The sequence below is a fragment of the Occultella aeris genome (assembly GCF_902703175.1).
Classification (GTDB): domain Bacteria; phylum Actinomycetota; class Actinomycetes; order Actinomycetales; family Beutenbergiaceae; genus Occultella; species Occultella aeris.
The window spans coordinates 26110-41364 of sequence record NZ_CACRYJ010000066.1 but is presented as its reverse complement, the minus strand read 5'-3'; the positions used below and the strand labels follow the sequence as shown (position 1 = coordinate 41364).

General features: G+C 70.3%; 10 protein-coding genes and 1 pseudogene. 6 read left to right on the top strand and 5 right to left on the bottom strand.

Going from position 1 to position 15255, the window contains the following annotated elements; genetic code table 11:
• The first annotated feature begins 62 nt into the window (after window positions 1-62).
• Both HALOF300_RS22995 and HALOF300_RS22990 read left to right on the top strand, forming a co-directional pair.
• Window positions 63-1238 (top strand): glycosyltransferase family 4 protein, encoded by a 1176-nt coding sequence (locus HALOF300_RS22995; protein WP_156743225.1) that lies wholly within the window; start codon window positions 63-65, stop codon window positions 1236-1238.
• 10 nt (window positions 1239-1248) lie between these two features.
• Entirely contained in the window at window positions 1249-2070 is an 822-nt protein-coding gene (locus HALOF300_RS22990) for a TrmH family RNA methyltransferase (protein ID WP_231955709.1), read from the top strand.
• Between the two features lie 37 nt (window positions 2071-2107).
• Here HALOF300_RS22990 and HALOF300_RS22985 read toward each other — a convergent pair whose 3' ends face one another.
• The 4 genes from HALOF300_RS22985 to HALOF300_RS22970 all read right to left on the bottom strand — a co-directional run bounded on the left by HALOF300_RS22985 (window position 2108) and on the right by HALOF300_RS22970 (window position 7618).
• Entirely contained in the window at window positions 2108-3775 is a 1668-nt protein-coding gene (locus tag HALOF300_RS22985) for a dipeptide ABC transporter ATP-binding protein (protein WP_156743224.1), read from the bottom strand.
• Entirely contained in the window at window positions 3772-4815 is a 1044-nt protein-coding gene (locus HALOF300_RS22980; protein WP_156743223.1) for an ABC transporter permease, read from the bottom strand. Before HALOF300_RS22980 ends, HALOF300_RS22985 begins: the two co-directional genes overlap by 4 nt.
• Window positions 4815-5867: an ABC transporter permease gene (locus HALOF300_RS22975; RefSeq protein ID WP_231955708.1), complete on the bottom strand. Its 1053-nt coding sequence runs from the start codon at window positions 5865-5867 to the stop codon at window positions 4815-4817. The genes HALOF300_RS22980 and HALOF300_RS22975 overlap by 1 nt, the downstream gene beginning before the upstream one ends.
• A 107-nt stretch (window positions 5868-5974) precedes the next feature.
• Window positions 5975-7618 carry an ABC transporter substrate-binding protein gene (locus tag HALOF300_RS22970; protein WP_156743222.1) on the bottom strand — a complete coding sequence of 548 codons (1644 nt, stop codon included), beginning with the start codon at window positions 7616-7618 and terminating at the stop codon, window positions 5975-5977.
• 249 nt (window positions 7619-7867) lie between these two features.
• Between HALOF300_RS22970 and HALOF300_RS27440 the strand changes: the two are divergent.
• The 3 genes and pseudogenes from HALOF300_RS27440 to metH all read left to right on the top strand — a co-directional run.
• Window positions 7868-8224: pseudogene (locus HALOF300_RS27440) on the top strand (barstar family protein); the annotation flags it as partial.
• 123 nt (window positions 8225-8347) lie between these two features.
• Complete coding sequence (locus HALOF300_RS22965) at window positions 8348-9289, top strand: 5'-3' exonuclease (protein ID WP_231955715.1); 942 nt, start codon at window positions 8348-8350, stop codon at window positions 9287-9289.
• Between the two features lie 40 nt (window positions 9290-9329).
• Window positions 9330-12857, top strand: a complete 3528-nt coding sequence (gene metH, locus HALOF300_RS22960; protein ID WP_156743220.1) for a methionine synthase — start codon at window positions 9330-9332, stop codon at window positions 12855-12857.
• A gap of 25 nt (window positions 12858-12882) precedes the next feature.
• Here metH and HALOF300_RS22955 read toward each other — a convergent pair whose 3' ends face one another.
• Window positions 12883-13911 carry a LacI family DNA-binding transcriptional regulator gene (locus tag HALOF300_RS22955; RefSeq protein WP_156743219.1) on the bottom strand — a complete coding sequence of 343 codons (1029 nt, stop codon included), beginning with the start codon at window positions 13909-13911 and terminating at the stop codon, window positions 12883-12885.
• Between the two features lie 123 nt (window positions 13912-14034).
• On the opposite strand from HALOF300_RS22955, the gene HALOF300_RS22950 reads away from it, so the two are divergent.
• Complete coding sequence (locus HALOF300_RS22950) at window positions 14035-15252, top strand: Nramp family divalent metal transporter (RefSeq protein ID WP_156743218.1); 1218 nt, start codon at window positions 14035-14037, stop codon at window positions 15250-15252.
• The last annotated feature ends 3 nt before the right edge of the window (window positions 15253-15255 follow it).

Genomic DNA, 15255 nt, shown 5'->3' with positions numbered 1-15255 from the left:
GTCGGGTGACATCACCCGCGCGGTGGATACGCTACGCGGCCCGCTTCTGCCACGATCGGCCTATGCGCATCGCCGTGGTAGCCGAGTCGTTCCTTCCCCAGGCCAACGGGGTGACCGTGACCCTGCTGCGGCTGCTGGAGTACCTGGACGTGCGGGGCGAGGACGTGCTGGTCCTGGCGCCGGCCCCGGGCCGTGGCGAGCACGCCGTCGCCGAGTACGCCGGCGCGACCGTGCGTCGTTACCGGGCGGTGCCGCTGCCGGGCTACGCCGAGATGCGGCTGTCCAACCCGCGGGTACGGACCCTTGAGGAGCACCTGCGCTACTTCGGTCCGGACGTGGTGCACCTGGCCGCGCCGTTCGTGCTCGGCTGGCAGGCGATCGGGGCAGCGCAGTCACTCGGTCTGCCGTCCGTAGCGGTGTACCAGACCGAGGTGCCCAGCTACGCGAAGCGGTACAAGGTGCGCCAGATCGAACCGCTGCTGTGGCGCCGGATCGAGGACATCCACAAGAGCGCCACGCTCTCGCTCGCGCCGTCGTCGTACGCCTGCAACCAGCTGATCGACCGGGGCGTGCACCGGGTCGCGGTCTGGCCGCACGGGGTGGACCGGGACCGGTTCTCGCCGGTGCACCGCGACGACGCTCTGCGGGCCACGGTGGCGCGCGGGGACGAGGTCGTGGTCGGGTATGTCGGCCGGCTGGCGCGGGAGAAACAGGTCGAGGACCTGGCCGTGCTGCAGAACCTGCCGGGCGTGCGCCTGGTGGTGGTCGGCGACGGGCCGCGCCGTGACCAGATCATGCGGGCACTGCCGGACGCGACCTTCACCGGTCGGCTCGAGGGCGCGGATCTGACCCGCATGATGGCCAGCCTCGACGTGTTCGTGCACACCGGTGAGATGGACACGTTCGCCCAGACCATCCAGGAGGCCCAGGCCAGCGGCGTGCCCGCGGTGGCACCGGCACGGGGCGGGCCGATCGACCTGATCGCGGACGGGCAGAACGGCTTCCTCTTCCCGCCGGGTGACCTGGCCGCGATGCGACGAGCGGTCGCCACCCTTGTCGCAGACCCGGTGCGCCGCACCATGATGGGCCTCGCGGCGCGGGAGTCCACCGCACCCCGGACCTGGGATGCGGTCAACGCCGAGGTGACCCAGCACTACGCGAACGCGATCGAGTTCGCCGCCCGGGATCGGATCGCCTCCGGCGGACGACCCATGCGGCGCCGGCTGATCACCCGTTAGTCTCGCGGGCGTGCCGATCGTCCCACTCACTGATCTCGGATCCGCCGAACTCGCCGACTACACCAGCCTGACCGACGTGGCGCTGCGCTCGCGCAGCGAGCCCGAGCGTGGCATGTACATCGCCGAGAGCTCCACGGTGATCGGCCGGGCCGTGGCAGCCGGGCACCGGCCCCGCTCCTTCCTGCTCGAGCCCAAGTGGCTCCCGGACCTGGAGCCGCTGCTGGCGCAGGTCGGTGCCGGGGAGCACGGGGACATCCCGGTCTACCTGGCCGAGCAGGACCTGCTCCAGGAGATCACCGGCTTCCACCTGCACCGCGGTGCGCTCGCGGCCATGCACCGCCCCGCCCTCGCGCCGGTGGCGCAGATCGTGGCCGGGGCTCGGCGGGTCGCGATCCTCGAGGACATCGTGGACCACACGAACGTCGGCGCGGCGTTCCGCAGCGCCGCCGGGCTCGGGGTGGATGCGGTGCTGGTCACACCCCGGTGCGCCGACCCGTTCTACCGGCGGTCCGTGCGGGTCTCGATGGGCACCGTGTTCCAGGTGCCGTGGACGCGCGTGGACCCTTGGCCCGACGGGATCGACGCACTGCGCGACGCCGGGTTCGTCACGGCCGCCCTGGCGCTCGACGACGACTCGATCACCCTGGACGAGCTCGCGGACGACCCGCCGGAGCGGCTCGCCATGGTGCTCGGCGCCGAGGGGCACGGGCTCAAGGCCCGAACCATCGCGGCGTGCGACCGGACCGTGCGGATCCCGATGGCCGGTGGCGTGGACTCCTTGAACGTCGCAGCCGCCGCGGCGGTCGCGTTCTGGGCCACCCGGAGCCGCTGACGGCTACCACCCCCGGTCCGGCCACACCCGCCGAGCGTCAGCCCTCGAGCTCGGCCAGGGCGAGTCGCCGCTCCTTCTGTACCACCGGGTCCGGTACCGGTACCGACGCGAGCAGGCGCTGCGTGTACGGGTGCGTCGGTGCACCGAGCACCTGCTCGCTGGTGCCCTCCTCCACCAGTTCGCCCCGGTGCAGCACACCGACCCGGTCCGCCACCATCGCCACCACGGCGAGGTCGTGGCTGATGAACAACGTCGCGAACCCGAGGCGTCCCTGCAGCTCCGCGAACACCTCGAGCACCCTCGCCTGCACCGAGACGTCCAACGCCGACGTGGGCTCGTCCGCGATCAGCAACTCGGGATCGAGGGCGAGCGCCCGGGCCAGGCTGGCCCGCTGGCGCTGCCCGCCGGAGAGCTCGTGCGGGTAGCGGCCGGCGTACTGGGTGGGCAGGTGCACCGCATCGAGCAGCTCGTGGACCCGGTCCCGGGCCGCGTTCACGTCCGGGAACCGGCCGTGCACCACCAGGGGCTCGGCCACGCAGTCACCGATCGTCAGCAGCGGGTTGAAGCTCGTGGCCGGATCCTGGAACACGAACCCGAGACGTGCCCGCAGGGGGCGGAACTCGCGCTCGCGGAACCCGACCATCTCGTGGCCGAGGACCTGCAACGAGCCACCGGTGGCCGGGGTCAGACCGGCGATCGCCCGCCCGATCGTCGTCTTCCCGGAGCCGGACTCACCCACCAGGCCGACCACCTCGCCGGGCGCGATCTGCAGGCTGACCCGGTTGACGGCGCGGAACCCGCTCCGACCGAACCGCCCGGGGTAGACCACTTCCAGATCCTGGGCGGCCACGACGGCGGCCACCGCGGGCGCGCCGGCCGACGTCGCAGCGGCAGGGCCGCCGTCGGGCTCGTTCGTGTGCGCCTGCAGCCGCGGCACCGCGGCGAGCAGCGCGCGCGTGTACGGATGCTGCGGTCGGGCGAACAGCTCGAGTGCACTGGCCTGTTCCACCAGCTTGCCCTGGTACATCACCGCGACCCGGTCCGCGAGATCGGCGACCACACCCATGTTGTGGGTGATCAGCACGATCGAGGAGCCGAACTCGTCCCGGACCCGGCGCAGCAGGTCCAGGATCTCGGCCTGCACGGTCACGTCCAGCGCCGTTGTCGGTTCGTCGGCGACGATGACCTTGGGGCCGAGGACGAGCGCCATCGCGATGACGATGCGCTGCTTCTGTCCGCCGGAGAACTGGTGCGGGTACTGATCCACCCGGATCTCCGCGTCCGGGATGCCCACCCGGTCCAGAACCTCGATGGCACGGCGGCGGGCGTCCTTCTTGGAGACGGCGCCATGGGCACGCAGCCCCTCGGCGATCTGCCAGCCCACCGTGTAGACCGGGTTCAGCGCGGCCGAAGGTTCCTGGAACACCATGGCCACGTCCCGGCCCCGGACCCGCCGCATCTCGGTGGCACCGAGGGTCACCACATCGTTGCCGGCCAGGATCACGGCGCCGTCGACCGTGGCCGTCTCCGGGAGCAGCCGCAGGATGGTCTTCGCCGTGACCGTCTTGCCCGAGCCGGACTCGCCGACGATGGCGAGCACCTCACCGGGCTGCACCTGCAGGCTCACCCCGTCGACGGCGGTGACCGGATCCCCGTCCGTGGCGAAGGTGACGTGCAGGTCCTTGATGTCCACGACGGCGCTCATGTCGATGCTCCTTCGGTGGCCGGCTCCGGCGGTGGGATGGTGAGCACGCCCTTGACCCGCCGTCGGATCCGCAGCCGGGGATCGGAGAGGTCGTTCAGGCTCTCGCCGACCAGGGTGACGCCGAGCACCAGCAGCACGATGGCGGCGCCGGGGAACACACCGGTCCACCAGATGCCACTCGCCACATCGGAGATCGCCCGGTTCAGGTCGTAGCCCCATTCGGCGCCCGCCGTCGGGTTGATGCCGAACCCGAGGAAGCCGAGTCCGGCCAGGGTGAGGATGGCTTCGGAGGCGTTCAGGGTGAGGATCAGCGGCAGGGACCGGGTCGAGTTGCGGAGCACGTGCCGGGTCAGGATGCGCGGCGTGGAGGTGCCGATCACGCGGGCCGACTCCACGAAGGGCTCGGCCTTGAGGCGTACCGTCTCGGCGCGCACCACCCGGAAGTACTGCGGCACGAACACCACGGTGATGGACAGGCCGGCCGCGAGGATGCCACCGAGGAAGCTGGCCCGACCGCCGGAGATGACGATGGACAGCACGATCGCCAGCAGCAGGGACGGGAACGCGTAGATCGCGTCCGCGATGGTGACCAGCACCCGATCCAGCCAGCCGCCGAGGTAGCCGGAGACCAGCCCCAGCAGGACCCCGAGGAACAGGGATCCGATGATCGCCACCACGACGACCAGCAGCGCCGTCCGCGCGCCCCAGATCACCCGGGAGAACACGTCGTAGCCGCCCACCGTGGTGCCCCAGACGAACTCGGCCGAGGGGGGCGCCTGGCGGGGGAAGTTCCCGTCCGGCCCGGAGAGCTGGTTGTAGGAGTAGGGCGCGATCAGCGGGGCGAACACGGCCAGCAGCAGGAACAGCACGCACAGCGCCAGACCCGCCACGAGCATGCCGCGCTGCAGGCCGACGCTTCGCCGCAGCTGCCAGACCAGGGGCAGCTTCTTCCACCGCGGCTCGGCAGAGGTGCCGTGCACCACCACGGGTTCCTCGATTGGCCCGGGCACCTCGCTCTCGGTCAGCAGCCGTTCGCTCATCAGTACCTCACCCTCGGGTCGATCAGCGCCGCGGCCACGTCCACGATGAAGTTCGTGACGGCGACGATCACGGCCAGCATGGCGACGATGCCCTGCACCGCCACGAAATCACGGGCGCCCAGGTACTGCGCCAGCTGGAAGCCGAGCCCGCGCCACTCGAACGTGCTCTCGGTGAGGATGGCCCCGCCCAGCAGCAACGCGATCTGCATGCCCATCACGGTGATGATCGGGATCAGTGCCGGCCGGTAGGCGTGCTTGCGGACAAGGCGGGACTCGCTCACGCCACGCGACCGGGCCGCGTCCACGTAGTCGCGCCCGAGGGTGCCGATCAGGTTCGTCCGCACCAGGCGCAGGAACACCCCGGCGGTGAGCAGGCCGAGGGCCATCGCGGGCAGCACCGCGTGAGCGGCCACGTCCCCGATCAGATCCATCCGTCCGGTGCGCAGCGCGTCCAGCATGTTGATGCCGGACGATCCGCTGATCCCGCTGAGGGTCAGCTGGGTGCTGGAGGTGGCCCGGCCGCTGAGCGGGAACCAGCCCAGCCAGACCGAGAACACCAGCTTCAGCAGGAGGCCGGCGAAGAACACCGGCGTGGCGTAGAAGAGGATGGCCATCACCCGGAGCACCGCATCGGGCCACCGGTCCCGCAGCTGGGCCGCGAGCATCCCGAACGGGATGCCCACCGTGAGCGCCACGATCAGGGCGTAGATGGCCAGCTCGAGCGTGGCCGTGCCGTAGGTGACCAGGATCTCGGAGATCGCCCGGTTGTCGGTGAGAGTGCGCCCGAAGTCGCCGGTGAAGATCTGACCGAGGTATTCGAAGTACTGCACGTGCAGGGGCCGGTCGAAGCCCGCGTCGGCGAGCCGCTCCGCGAGCTGCGCGGCCGTGAGCCGGTCGCCCACGGATGCCGTGATCGGGTCCCCGACCACCCGCATCAGGAAGAAGACGAGGGTGACCAGGATGAACACGGTCGGAATGATGAGTAGGAAACGGGTGAGGATGTAGCCGCCGAGTCCGGAGCCCTTGCTCCGGACTGTGGCGGTCGAACCCACCGTGCGATCGTCGACGATCGTCACACTTGGACCTCTTTCGCAGGCGTTCCGGCGGCGTCACGAGTGCCGGTGCCACCGCGCGGCGGCACCGGCACCCGGTCTCCGGCTCAGCGGCCCAGGGCCGCGTACCGGAACTTGAAGGACGCGTCCAGCGTGTCCGCGACGCCGGTGATGTCCGCCGCCGCGACAGCCACCTGGGCGCCCTGGAGGTACGGCACCGTGGACAGATCGGCGGCGACCAGGTCCTGCACCTGCTCGATCAGCGCGGTGCGTTCGGCCTCGTCGACGGTGGTGGCCTGCGCCAGGATCAGGTCGTTGACCTCCTGGTTGTCGTAGTGATTGCCGAGGAAGTTCTCGGTGAGGAAGAACGGGGACAGGTAGTTGTCCGCGTCCGAGTAGTCCGGGAACCAGCCGAGCTGGTAGGCCGGGTACAGGTCCTGGGTGCGCTCGGCCGAGTAGGCATCCCAGAGGGTGGAGTTGAGCTGCACGTCGAACAGGCCGGTCGCCTCCAACTGCGCCTCGATCATGGCGTACTCCTCGTCGGAGGAGGCGCCGTAGTGGTCCGGGCTGTACTGCAGGTTCAGCGTCACCGGGGTGGTCACGCCCGCATCGGCGAGTACTGCCGCGGCCGCATCGGCGTCGGGGCCGCCCTCGCCGTCACCGTAGAGATCCTGCAGCGCCGTGTTCGCACCGGTCAGGCCCTCCGGGATGTAGGAGTACAGCGGCGTGTAGGTGCCCTGGTAGATCTCCTCGGACAGCGCGTTGCGGTCGATCAGGTGGGCGACGGCCTGCCGGACGGCCAGTGCCATCGCAGGATCGGCCTCGGCGGTGGTGGCACCGAACGGCTGGGTGTTGAAGTTGAACACGATGTAGCGGATCTCCCCACCGGGCCCGTCGTGGACCACCACGGAGTCGTCGGTGCGCAGGTCGCCGATGTCGGTGGGGCTCATCGACCGGAACGCCACGTCGACGTCGCCTTCCTGCACCGCCAGCTTCAGCGAGGTCTCCTCGGCGAAGTACTGCACCGTGATCTCGTCGGTCACCGCCGGCGGCAGGAGGCCGGCGTAGTCCTCGAACGCCGTGTAGCGGATCACCTCGTTCTCCACGTAGTCACTGATCGAGTACTGGCCCGCGAACGCCTCGGCCTCGGCGATGTCGGCCGACGGCGTCACCTCGGTCGCGGAGAGCACCTCCTCGTCCACGATCGGGGCCACCGGGGAGGCCAGGATCTGCGGGAAGATCTGGTCGTTCTCACTCAGCAGGTGGAACACGACCGTGGTCTCGTCGACGACCTCGGTGCTCTCCAGGTTGTAGAGCAGGGAGGCCGGGCCCTGCGGGTCGTTGATGGCGACCTGGCGGTCGAACGTGAACTTCACGTCCGAGGCGGTCAGCGCGTGGCCGTTCGCGAAGGTCAGGTCGGGCTTGAGCACCACGGTGTACTCGGTCGGGGCGGTGAACTCGGCGGACTCGGCGATGTCCGGCTCCACGTCCGGCGAGCCGTACGGGGAGTTCATCAGGAACGGGTACACCTGGTTCATCACGGCCCAGGACCCGTTGTCATAGGACCCGGCCGGGTCCAGCGCGATGATCACGTCGGTGGTGCCGACCGTGATGGCACCACCGGTGTCGCCGCCGGTGCCCTCATCGGCGTTCGGGTCCTCGGTCTCGGCGCAGGCGGCGAGCACGAGGGCGAGGGCGGCGGCAGTGCCGACCACGCTCAGGCCCCGACGCCGGAAGCTGGCTGTAGCCATGTTCCACATCCTTCTTGCGATCTCTGGGTTCGTGGGTACACGAACTCCCGGTGATGCTTGTCACATCCTTTGTGGTGTGATGTCTAGCACACCGAGATTGCGTTTCGATCACGGGACCTGCGCGGCCCGGCCGTCCTGGCCCGCACGGCCGCGGGACCCGTGTGCCAGACTCGACCGGGTGATCCGGCCCGCTGGTGGAACCCGCGTCCCGCGTCCGCGCATCGTGGCCGGCCGGATTCGGCCGGCCGCATGAGGACTGTTCCGGTCGGGGCCACAGGTCCGGGCCACGACGGCGCACCGACCGGTGGCGCCCACGATGTGTGGCATCTGATCGATGGCGGCCGCTGCCGCACCAAGTCCGACCTGCTCGGTGAGATCGCGCGTGTGCTCGAGTTCCCGGACTGGTTCGGCCGCAACTGGGATGCCCTGTTCGACTGCCTGCTCGGTCTTGACCGGCTCGGCCCGCAGCGACGTGGGGCACCCCGCCCAGGGCTGCCCCACTCCGGACGGCCGGTGGGCACCGGCCGGCACGTCCTCGTGTTCACCGACCCCGAGGTACTCCTCGTCGACGCCGAGTCCGAGCTCGGCACGTTCCTCCAGGTGCTCACCGATGCGCGCCTGTACGGCATCGACGCGGCCGTCGTCACGGACGCTCCCGAGCAGTGGCGCGAACGTGCACGACGGGCGATGTCCGCGCGCCGTGACAGACTCGGCGACATGGACCGACTGATGCTCCTGGACACCGCGAGCCTGTACTTCCGTGCGTTCTACGGCGTTCCCGATTCGATGACGGCACCCGATGGCACACCGGTCAATGCGGTGCGCGGGCTGCTGGACTTCATCACCCGGCTGGTCGACCAGTATCGGCCGACCCATCTCGTCTGCTGCTGGGACAACGACTGGCGGCCGCAGTGGCGGGTTGACCTGATCCCGTCCTACAAGGCCCACCGGGTCGAGGAGGTCGTCCCCGGCGGCTCGGACGTCGAGGAGGTGCCGGACCCGCTCCAGGTACAGATCCCGATCATCGTGGCGACCCTCGAGGCCCTCGGGATCCGGATCGTCGGCGCGGACGGTTACGAGGCCGATGACGTCATCGGCACCCTGGCCACGGATGCGGGCATGCCGGTGGACGTGGTCACCGGGGACCGGGACCTGTTCCAGCTCGTCGAGGACGGCGCTGCCGGCGGCCCGGTGCGGGTGCTGTACACCGCGCGCGGGGTGGGCCGGCACGAGGTCCTCACGGACGCCGTCGTGGTGGAGAAGTACGGGGTCCGGCCGGATCAGTACGCCGACTTCGCGACGATGCGCGGGGACTCCTCGGATGGGCTGCCCGGGGTGGCCGGGGTGGGGGAGAAGACCGCGGCGTCGCTGCTCGCGAGCTTCGGCGACCTGGCCGGGATCCGGGCCGCCGCCGCGGACCCGGGCACGCCTCTCGCAGCCGGGGTGCGCACCAAGATCAAGGCCGCCTCGGACTACCTGGACGTGGCTCCGGAGGTGGTCGCGGTCGCGCGCCGGATCAACCTCGGCGAGGTCGATACCGCGCTGCCGGGGAGCGGGCCGGGCTATCCGGTGCCCCGGGACCCGGCGGCGCTCACCGAACTCGTGGACCGGTGGGGCCTCGGCGGGTCGGTGTCCAGGCTGCTGGAGGTGCTCCGGCCCACAGTGTCGTGACTCGTGCTCGGACGGCGCCGCAGCCGCCTAGACTCGGGGGATGCTCCCCGAACGCGCCGCCGCACTGAAGCACGCCATCAGCACCCGGGTGGTCGTCGCCGACGGTGCCATGGGCACCATGCTGCAGGACGCCAACCTGACCCTCGACGACTTCCAGGGCCTCGAAGGCTGCAACGAGATCCTGAACGTGACCCGGCCCGACGTCATCGAGTCCGTGCACGACGCGTACTACGCCGTCGGCGTGGACTGCGTCGAGACGAACACGTTCGGCGCGAACTGGTCGAACCTGTCCGACTACGACATCGACGACCGGATCTTCGAGCTCGCCGAGGCCGGCGCCCGGATCGCGCGGCGCAGCGCCGAGAAGAACTCCACCCCCGACCATCCCCGCTGGGTGCTCGGGTCGATGGGGCCCGGCACGAAGCTGCCAAGTCTTGGGCACACCACCTACGCCCACCTCAGGGACACGTTCGCCCAGCAGGCCGCGGGCCTGATCGCCGGCGGCGCGGACGCGATCCTGGTCGAGACCAGCCAGGACCTCCTGCAGACGAAGTCCGCCATCAACGGCGCCAAGGCCGCCATGGCGGAGTCGGGCACCGAGCTGCCGATCTTCGCCCAGGTCACCGTGGAGACCACGGGCACCATGCTGATGGGTTCGGAGATCGGGGCCGCGCTGACCACCCTGCGCGCCCTCGGCATCGACTCGATCGGGCTGAACTGCGCCACCGGGCCGGCGGAGATGAGCGAGCACCTGCGCCACCTCGCCCGGCACGCCGACCTGCCGGTCACCTGTATGCCGAACGCCGGACTGCCGGTGCTCGGTGCGAACGGTGCCTCCTACCCGCTCACCCCCACCGAACTCGGTCTCGCGCACGAGCAGTTCGTGACGGAGTTCGGCCTCGGCCTGGTCGGTGGCTGCTGCGGTACCACCCCCGAGCACCTCGCGGAGGTGGTCCAGCGCGTCGGCGGCCGCCCCGTGGTGGCCCGCTCGCCGGAGCCCGAGCAGGGTGTGGCGAGCCTGTACACCCACGTCGACTTCGACCAGGACGCCTCGTTCCTCGCCATCGGTGAGCGCACGAACGCGAACGGGTCCAAGGCGTTCCGGGAGGCGATGCTCGCGGAGGACTGGGACGAGTGCGTGCAGATCGCCCGGGCCCAGACCCGTGACGGTGCACACCTGCTGGACGTCTGTGTCGACTACGTGGGGCGGGACGGCGTCGCCGATGCCCGCGAGGTCATCTCCCGGTTGGCCAGCGCGTCCACCCTGCCGCTGGTGATCGACTCGACCGAGCCCGAGGTGGTCCGCGCCGGGCTGGAACTCGTGGGCGGCCGGGCCGTGGTCAACTCGGTGAACTTCGAGGACGGCGACGGTCCGGGCTCCCGCTACGCCCGGGTCATGCCGATCGTGAAGGAGCACGGCGCCGCCGTCATCGCCCTCACCATCGACGAGGAGGGCCAGGCCCGCACGGCGCAGACGAAGGTGGACATCGCGACCCGCCTTATCGAGGAGCTGACCGGGACCTGGGGCATGGCGATCGAGGACATCATCGTCGACACGCTCACGTTCCCGATCGGGACCGGCCAGGAGGAGACCCGCCGGGACGGCATCGAGACGATCGAGGCGATCCGGGCGCTGAAGGCGAAGTATCCCGGCGTGCACACCACCCTGGGTGTCTCGAACGTGTCGTTCGGGCTCAACCCGGCGGCCCGGGTGGTCCTCAACTCGGTGTTCCTGCACGAGGCGGTCCAGGCCGGGCTCGACTCCGCGATCGTGCACGCCGCGAAGATCCTGCCGCTCGCGAAGATCCCCGACGAGCAGCGCCAGGCCGCACTCGACCTGGTCTGGGACCGTCGCGAGTTCGACGAGACCGGCGCGATGACGCACGACCCGCTCGCGCACCTGCTCGACCTGTTCTCGGGCGTCGACTCGGCCGCCCTGAAGGACCAGCGGGCCGCGGAACTGGCGGCCCTGCCCCTCGGGGAGCGGCTGCAGCGTCGCATCATCGACGGCGAGATGAAGGGCTTGGACGCCGATCTCGAGGCTGCGCTCGGCGAGGGCTGGAGCGCGCTCGCGATCATCAACGACCACCTCCTCGAGGGCATGAAGGTGGTGGGCGAACTGTTCGGCCGTGGCGAGATGCAGCTGCCGTTCGTGCTGCAGTCCGCCGAGGCCATGAAGTCGGCGGTGGCCTACCTCGAGCCGTACATCGAGAAGACGGACGAGGCGGGCAAGGGCACCATCGTCCTGGGCACCGTGCGCGGCGACGTACACGACATCGGCAAGAACCTCGTCGACATCATCCTCACCAACAACGGCTACACGGTGGTCAACATCGGGATCAAGCAGCCGGTCTCGGCGATGATCGAGGCCGCCGAGGAGCACAACGCGGACGTCATCGGGATGAGCGGCCTGTTGGTGAAGTCCACGGTGGTGATGAAGGAGAACCTCGCCGAGCTCGCCGCCCGTGGTCTCGCCGAGAAGTACCCGGTGCTGCTCGGCGGCGCCGCCCTGACCCGCGTGTACGTCGAGGACGACCTCGCCGGCCAGTACCCGGGCGAGGTCCGCTACGCCCGGGACGCCTTCGAAGGCCTGCGCCTGATGGAGCCGCTCGTCCGGGTCGCGCGCGGGGAGGCGCGCGACGCCGTCGGGCTCCCCGCTTTGAAGAAGCGCATCCACGCGAAGGTGACGGTCGACGAGACCCCGCCCGAGGACCTGCCGGCCCGCTCGGACGTGACCCTGACGAACCCGATCCCGACCCCGCCGTTCTGGGGCACCCGGATCGTCAAGGGCATCAAGCTCGCCGACTACGCCGCGTTCCTCGACGAGCGTGCCACCTTCATGGGGCAGTGGGGTCTGAAGCCGTCCCGCGACGGCGAGCTGTCCTACGAGCAGCTGGTCGAGACAGAGGGACGGCCGCGGCTGCGGGACTGGCTGGACCGCATCCAGACCGAGGAGATGTTCGCCCCGGCCGTGGTCTACGGGTACTTCCCGGCCGTGTCCGAGGGCGACGACATGGTCATCCTGCACCACGAGGGTCCCGACGGCGGCTCCGGGGGTGAACCCGGCACGGAGCGGATGCGGTTCACGTTCCCCAGGCAGCGGCGGGACCGGCACCTGTGCCTGGCCGACTTCGTGCGGCCACGTGAGTCCGGCGAGATCGACGTCGTCGGGTTCCAGCTCGTCACCGTCGGTGCGGCCGTGAACGACCACACGGCACGGCTGTTCGCGGCCAACGCCTACCGCGACTACATGGAGCTGCACGGGCTCTCGGTGCAGCTGACCGAGTCGCTCGCCGAGTTCTGGCACTCCCGGGTCCGCGAGGAGCTCGGCTTCGCCGCCGAGGACCCGGCAGACCTGGACGGCATGTTCAAGGTGGCCTACCGCGGCGCCCGCTACTCCCTCGGCTACCCGGCCTGCCCGAACATGGAGGACCGCCGCAAGATCGTGGACCTCCTCCGCGCCGACCGGATCGGGGTCGAGCTCTCCGAGGAACTGCAGCTGCACCCGGAGCAGTCCACCGACGCGATCGTGTTCCACCACCCGGAGGCGAAGTACTTCTCCGTGTGAGCGGCGCGCGGGCTCCCGACCCGGCTCACCCCCGGATTCGGGTGCCCGGCGCCGGGCCGGTGGAGCCGCGCACGATCAGTTCCGTGCCCAGTTCACGGATCACCGGTTGCGTCGAGGGCGCCGGGGCGAGCGCGATCTCGAGCGCCGCAGCGCCCATCGCGCGTAACGGCAACCGTACCGAGGTGAGTCCCGGGTTCAGGTCTCGGGAGACCGCGATGTCGTTGAAACCTGCGACCGAGACATCCTCGGGCACGGCCCGGCCGTGCTCGCGCAGCCAGGACATGGCCCCGATCGCCATCTGGTCCGCGGTTCCCACGAGAGCCGTCAGGTCGGGCCGGCCGGCCAGCAACGCACCCGCGCCCGCATAGCCCTCGTCCCGCGTGGGCGCACCCTGGCGCAACGTGACGGACCCGCCCACGGCCTCGATGGCCGAACGGATACCGTCGACGCGTTCGACGGTTGAGCTCACCTCGGCCACGCCCACCAGCACCCCGACGTCGCGGTGGCCCAGAGCGACCAGGTGCTCGCCGAGCCTGCGACCGCCGGCGGCGTTGTCCACGAGCACGTGGTCGACATCGAAGTACGGATGCCCGATCGCCACCACCCGCCCGCCGGCCGCCTCGAAGGAGCGGGACCGGGCGGCCATCATCGTGCCGTAGCGATCGTCCGTGCGACCCGAGCCCGCGATGATCACCACGCCGGTCCGATGCGCCTGCAGCAGTCGGAAGTACTCGAGCTCACGATCTACGTCCCGTTCGGTGCTGCAGATCGTGACCAGCAGCTGACGGTCCGTGGCGACCTCGTGGATGCCGTTCACGATCTCGGAGAAGTACGGGTCGTCGACGGTGCCGACCAGGACTCCGACGGTCCGGGCGGCGCCGCCGAGCAGGCCCTGCGCCTGCGCGTTCGGGACGTAGTCGAGGTCACGTGCGGCCTGCTCGACCCGCTCGCGCAAGGCGGTGGCCACGGGGTAGTCGCTGCCGGAGAGCACCCGGGACGCCGTCGGCACGGACACCCCGGCGCGGCGCGCGACGTCACGCAGGTTGACGGCCATGCCAGGAGGTTATGGCATCGGGCGGCTCGTCACCGATTCGACAGACCTCCGGCGCGCGGGGTTGACGGCGATGTGTCCACGGTCATAGTTTCATCATCTATCCCCTGAGAAAAGGCTTTCTACATGTCTACGAGTTCTCCGCCTGCCGAATCGCGGGTCCGCGTGCCGGGTCGTCTCGGTCCGGCCTTCATCACCGCGGCACTGGTTTTCGGCCCGGGCAGCGTGACCACGGCCAGCTCGATGGGGGCGGAGTTCGCCTATGACCTGGTCTGGGTCCCGGTCATCGCGACGGTGCTGATGCTCTGCTTCGTGGACCTGTCCGTACGGATCGGTCTGACCACGGACACCGGTCCGATCGGAACCGTATCGCGTCGGATGGGGCGCGTCGTCGGCGTGCTCGTCGGACTCGGCGCGTTCGCCGTCACCGCGTCGTTCCAGGCAGGGAACTCCGTCGGCACCGGCGCGGCCGGGAACGTGCTCTTCGGTGGCAGCACCGCGGTGTTCGCGGCGGTGTTCACGCTCGCGGCGATCGGGTTCCTGTGGCTGCGGTCGTTCTACAAGTATCTCGAGCGCACCATGATCGTGATCATCCTGGTGATGCTCGTGATCTTCGTGGTCACGGCCGTGGTCTCCGCCCCGGACCTCGGTGCTCTGGTCGCCGGCCTCGTGCCGAGCGTCCCGACCGGCTCGTCGGCGGTCGTCGTCAGCGCCGTGGCCACCACCTTCTCGGTGGTCGGCGCGTTCTACCAGATCCAGCTCGTCCGCGAGAAGGGCTGGGGCGTCGACGACTACCAGGTGGCTCGCCGGGACGCGGTGGTCGGCACCCTGATCCTCGGTACGCTCTCGACCGTCATCATGATCGCTGCGGCGGCCGTGCTGAACCCGGCCGGGCTCTCGGTCACGTCCCCGGCGGACATGGCGACGATCCTCGAACCGGCGATCGGACAATGGGCCACGGTCCTGTTCGCGCTCGGCCTCTGGGCGGCGGCGTTCTCCTCGCTGATCGGCAACAGCACCATCGGCGGCAGCATGCTCGCCGGTGCGCTGGGGATCGAGGCCGGCGGCCTGGAGTCGAAGCGGGTGAAGCTCTGCATCACATTGGTGCTGGTGCTCGGCGGAGTGGTGGCCGTGGCGTTCGGGGGCATCCCGGTGCAGCTGATCCTCACCGCGCAGGCGGTGACGATCCTGCTCGTCCCCCTGATCGGCGTGGTCCTGGTGGCCCTCTCCCGGCATCGGGACCGTGGCGCGCTGCGCCTGCGCACACCGCAGTTGGTGCTCGCCGTCATCGGCGTGCTCTTCCTGACCCTGCTCGCCGTCACCTACGTGAGGAACCTCCTGTGACCG